The sequence below is a fragment of the Mesorhizobium sp. M7A.F.Ca.CA.001.10.2.1 genome, assembly GCF_003998575.1.
In the GTDB taxonomy this organism is placed as follows: domain Bacteria; phylum Pseudomonadota; class Alphaproteobacteria; order Rhizobiales; family Rhizobiaceae; genus Mesorhizobium.
In genome coordinates this window covers 1-4,881 of record NZ_RZQY01000448.1, presented here as the reverse complement: position 1 = coordinate 4,881, position 4,881 = coordinate 1, and the positions used below count along the sequence as shown (strand labels likewise).

The window sequence follows — 4,881 nt, the reverse complement described above, 5'->3', positions numbered from 1 at the left end:
CCTTGTTGACCGCGCTTGCGGCATGGACCGAGCCGATGGCGGCGACCAGGGCGACGGCAGCGACGAGAGACTTCCACATGGTGCAATATCGGTGTTCCCACCGCCTCTGTTGCATTTCGCAAGGCAATTTCGCCTTTGCATGGGAGCTTATAGGAGATGGAAGCTGAACCGCAACTGAATGCCGCATTCATGCCGCAATCGGTTCCGGCAGGATCACGGTCGACGGAGTCCCAGCTTAGTCCGGATCTGGCTTCTTGGTTTTGCGGGACTTGACCAGCCGCTTCTTCTCCGCCTCGGCTTCGGCCTTTATCTGCTCCTGTTCGGCGAAGTCGGCCTCGATCTTGTCGTCGTCTGTCGGCCACGCCTTGGGCTTATGGGCCTCGACCACGGCGCGCGGCGTCGAGGGCATCTCGATGTGTTCGCTGCTGAATTTTTCGAGGACGGCAAAACGGATGTCGTTCTGCGCGATGTTGCCATTCATCACATCGGCCAGGAACACGCGGATCTCGAATTCCAGGGCGGCAGGGCCGAAATTGGAAAACAGCACGAAGGGTTCGGGGTTCTTCAGCACCATCGGGTGGCTGCGGGCGATCTCCAGCAGGACGGCATGAACCTGCTTGACGTCGCTGCCGTAAGCGACGCCGACCTTGATGTCGATGCGGCCGAGCTTGTTGCGGTGAGTCCAGTTGCCGACGGCGTTGTTGATCAGGTTTGAATTGGGCAGGATCACCGATTGCCGCTGGAAGGTCTCGATCTCGGTGGCGCGCACGCTGATCTTCTTGACTGTGCCGCTGACATCGCCGGCAACGATCCAGTCGCCCACCTTGAATGGCCGCTCGGCCAACAGGATCAGGCCGGAAACGAAATTGGACACCACGTTCTGCAGGCCAAAGCCGATACCGAGGGAAAGAGCGCCGGCGACCAGCGCCAGGCTGGACAGGTCTATGCCCGCCGCCGAGATGCCGACCAGTGCCGCGAGCGCGACGCCGGCATAGCCGACCGCCAGCCTGATCGAGTTGCGCACGCCGGTATCGACCTTGCCACGCGCCATCACCGAACCGTCGAGCCAGCCCTGGAACCAGCGCGTCAGGAAATAGCCTATGATGAAGACGACGATGCCGGAGAGGATGCCGGTCACCGAAATGGTCACCGACCCGATGTTGATCCCGGTTGCGAGCTTGTAGGCCCAAGCCTGGATATCGCCCAGCTGGAAACCCCACATCAGCAGGATCAGCGGCAGGAACACCAGCACGATCATCACATTGATGGCAACGCTGACGACAAGGCCGAGCTGGTCGAGGGCCGTATCCTCGTAGCTGGATTTGGCCGACAGCCAGCGCCCGACGGTGGTGTTGGCGAAAGCACCCTCCTCGCCGATCGCCTGTGCCGACAGGAAACCGATATAGGCGGTGATCAGCGCGGTGCCGGTAACGACGACCTGCAGCGAAACGAACAGAGCGAGGCCGATGTAACCAAGCAGCGCCGCGACGATGGTGAAAAGACCGAGTGCAAGCGCCGTATAGCGCAGCCATGCCGGCCACGGCCGCCAACTTCCATCACGCGCCTTGAATGGCCTCAGCATCGCCATCAGGATCAGGATGACGCCGACGATGATGGTTGCGCCGAAACTGCGGGCAATGGTCAATGACAGCGGCGAGCCCATTTTGTCGTTGATCACCGACAGGAAGGTGTTGACGCTGATGACCACGGCCATGGCGGTGGTCAGGCGCACCAGCCAGCGCGCCGGCCCCGTTTCGACCGGGATAAGGCGCCAGTTCGGCAGCCGCGGCTCCAGCGCCGCATTGGTCAGCCGGTTGACGCAGAACACCACGCCGATGGCGGTCGCCAATGCATTGAGGAACAGGCCAATATCACCACGCAACACATTGTAATAATTGAAGAAGAAAATCGTCGATCCCAGAAAGGCGGCAACCGCCAGCGTTGGCAGCAAGGTTGACCAGAAAGCCACCGATAAGCGGCTGAGATAGGACGGGTCCTCATTGGAGGGATCGGCTTCGAACACCCTCCCGAACAGCCGCCTGCCGCCGACCAGCAGCACCAGCGCCAGCCCGAGCGCCACGAAGGTCGCTGCGAGGATCGCCTGGAACTTGAACTTGAAAGCGAAGCTCAGCCAGGAAGACACCGCCTTGTACAGATTGGTGTATTCGTCCTTGGCGTCGGAGAAAACCTGCGGGCTCAGCGCATCCGACAGCACGTAGCGTTTGGTCAAAAGGTTGCGGAACAACTCGCTGCGCATATTGCCGATCTTGTCGATCAGCCCGCTGATGCGGATCGACAAGGACTGGGCCTGCGAGATGACGGCGTTTATCTCCGCCTTTTCCGACACCAGCGCCTGGCGCTCGCCGCTGACGATGTCGGGCTCCGGCGGCTGGCCGGCGGCGGGCGCTGGCCCGATCTGTTCAAGCCGGCTGTTGATCTCGCCAAGACGCGTGCGGAAAGCCAGTGCGCTGTTCAGCGATTGCCGAGACAACTCCTCGAGCTGCAAGCGGATATCGACGAGGCTGCTATCCTCATCGGCTTCCTGTTGGATCTTCTTTTCCAGATTGTCGGTCTTGGTCGTCAGGTCCTGCAGGATCTTCTGCTGGTCGGCGACCAGCCCGGCTGGCGCCTGGCCAAGCCCTTGTGCAGCCGCGTCGAACGACATCGGCACCGAAACGACAAGCGTGAGGATCAAAATGAGACGAAGCAATCGGAAAAGCATGATTTGTTGGCGACTCACCGGCGGCAAAGGCAATTTGAAAAAGCCTGTCCTTGATAAAGACGGCCCTATCATGGGGCAAGCCGTCGTATCGCGAGCCCACCCGATCATTGGCGCCACCGATCACTCACCCCCATCCATCCATCTCAAGCGTCGGCCAGTCGAAAGGCGATGGCGCAATACTGGCTTTGCGGATGCGGCCTGCTCTATAGTCTGCCGCATCGCCCGAACCGGATGACATCAATGGCAGAGTACTCGGCCTTTTCGCTGCTCGCGAACGCGCTCAAGGGAAACAAGGATTGGAAGCCGGCATGGCGCAAGCCTGACCCGAAGGCGTCCTATGACGTCATCATCATCGGTGGCGGCGGTCATGGGCTGGCGACCGCCTATTATCTTGCCAAGGAACACGGCATCACCAATGTCGCCGTTGTGGAAAAGGGCTGGCTCGGTTCCGGCAATGTCGGCCGCAACACCACGGCGGTGCGCTCGAACTACCTGCTGCCGGCCAACACCCGCTTCTACGAACACTCGATGAAGCTGTGGGAGAACCTCTCGCATGAGCTCAACTACAACGTCATGTTCTCGCAGCGCGGCTGCCTGAACCTGGCGCACACGCCGGCCCAGTTCGACGACTATGCAAGGCGCGGCAACGCCATGCGCCATCTCGGCGTCGACGCCGAACTGATGACGAAAGCTGAGATCAAACGTCTGATCCCGGCGCTCGATGTCTCCGAAAGCGCGCGCTTCCCGGTGGTCGGCGGCTTGATGCAGCGCCGCGCCGGCACCGCCCGCCACGATGCGGTAGCCTGGGGCTATGCGCGTGGCGCCGACCGGCGCGGCGTCGACATCATCGAGAATTGCGAGGTCACCGGCTTTCTGCGCGATGGCGACCGCATATCAGGCGTCACCACTTCGCGCGGCGACATCCGCGCCAGGAAGGTGGCCGTGGCGGTCGCCGGCAGCACCGGACGCGTCATGCAGCTGGCCGGCATCGAGACGATGCCGATCGAGAGCCATGTGCTGCAGGCCTTCGTCACGGAATCGCTGAAACCCTTCATCGACACCGTCGTCACCTTCGGCATGGGCCATTTCTACATGTCGCAGTCGGACAAGGGCGGCCTCATCTATGGCGGCGACATCGACGGCTACAACAGCTACGCCCAGCGCGGCAATTTGCCTGTCGTCGACGAGGTGATGAGCGAAATGCTGGCGCTGTTTCCGGGCCTTGCCCGTGTGCGCATGCTGCGCTCCTGGGGCGGCGTCTGCGACATGTCGATGGACGGCTCGCCGATCATCACCACCGGTCCCCTGCCCGGCATGTATCTCAACTGCGGCTGGTGTTATGGCGGCTTCAAGGCGACGCCGGCCTCGGGCTGGTGCTTTGCCTGGACCATCGCCAAGGACCAGCCGCACGATCTCAACGCCCCCTTCACCCTCGACCGCTTCCACCGCGGCCTGGTGATCGACGACAAGGGCCAGGGTGCAAACCCGCGGCTGCATTAGCAATAGGTAGAGTCCAATGTTGATCACTTGCCCCTATTGCGGTCCGCGCGACGTCATCGAGTTCACCTATCAGGGTGACGGCAATCGTGAGCGTCCCGACTCCGCCTCCCAGAATTTCGAGGCGTGGAATGCCTATGTCTATGACCGGCTGAACCCGGCCGGCGACCACAACGAGATATGGCAGCATTCCGGCGGTTGCCGCGCGCATCTGCGCGTCGTGCGCAACACGCTGACGCATGAGATTTCCAGCGTTGCCTTTGTGCGCGGTGATCATCAAGGGCGCGGCGATCATGGCTCCGCCGCGCGCCGCAAGGCGGAGGACAAGGCATGAGCCCGCGCCGCGCCGATACCGGCGGCCGCATCGACCGGCTGAAAACCATCCGCTTCACCTTCGACGGCACGGCCTACACCGGCCATGCCGGCGACACGCTGGCGTCGGCGCTGCTGGCCAAGGGCGTCACGCTTTACGGACGTTCGTTCAAATACCACCGCCCGCGCGGCCTGCTGACTGCCGGCGTCGAGGAACCCAACGCGCTGGTGACGGTGTTGAAGGGCGAGGTTCGCGAGCCCAACATTCCGGCGACCCTGGTCGAAATCCATGACGGCCTGGTTGCCATCAGCCAGAACCGCTTTCCCTCGCTTGCCTGGGACATCAACGC

Annotated in this window: 4 protein-coding genes; 3 read left to right on the top strand and 1 reads right to left on the bottom strand. The window is 62.2% G+C overall.

Features of this window, described 5'->3' with window-relative positions:
- Window positions 1–235: 235 nt before the first annotated feature.
- Entirely contained in the window at window positions 236–2,722 is a 2,487-nt protein-coding gene (locus EN964_RS24345; protein WP_127276817.1) for a mechanosensitive ion channel family protein, read from the bottom strand.
- Between the two features lie 240 nt (window positions 2,723–2,962).
- Between EN964_RS24345 and EN964_RS24340 the strand changes: the two genes are divergently transcribed.
- The 3 genes from EN964_RS24340 to EN964_RS24330 form a co-directional block, all read left to right on the top strand.
- Window positions 2,963–4,222, top strand: a complete 1,260-nt coding sequence (locus EN964_RS24340) for a sarcosine oxidase subunit beta (RefSeq protein WP_127269174.1) — start codon at window positions 2,963–2,965, stop codon at window positions 4,220–4,222.
- A gap of 16 nt (window positions 4,223–4,238) precedes the next feature.
- The gene (locus EN964_RS24335) at window positions 4,239–4,553 is read left to right on the top strand and encodes a sarcosine oxidase subunit delta (protein WP_127269175.1); all 315 of its coding nucleotides are present in this window, start codon (window positions 4,239–4,241) and stop codon (window positions 4,551–4,553) included.
- Window positions 4,550–4,881 (top strand): 2Fe-2S iron-sulfur cluster-binding protein (locus EN964_RS24330; RefSeq protein ID WP_206528754.1); only part of this gene is annotated, 332 nt, incomplete at its 3' end. The genes EN964_RS24335 and EN964_RS24330, both read left to right, overlap by 4 nt.

What these genes read in the sequence shown, in the direction of transcription:
- EN964_RS24345 (WP_127276817.1), bottom strand. Translation starts at nt 2,722, where the DNA reads ATGCTTTTCCGATTGCTTCGTCTCATTTTGATCCTCACGCTTGTCGTT.
- EN964_RS24335 (WP_127269175.1), top strand. Translation starts at nt 4,239, where the DNA reads ATGTTGATCACTTGCCCCTATTGCGGTCCGCGCGACGTCATCGAGTTC.
- EN964_RS24340 (WP_127269174.1), top strand. Translation starts at nt 2,963, where the DNA reads ATGGCAGAGTACTCGGCCTTTTCGCTGCTCGCGAACGCGCTCAAGGGA.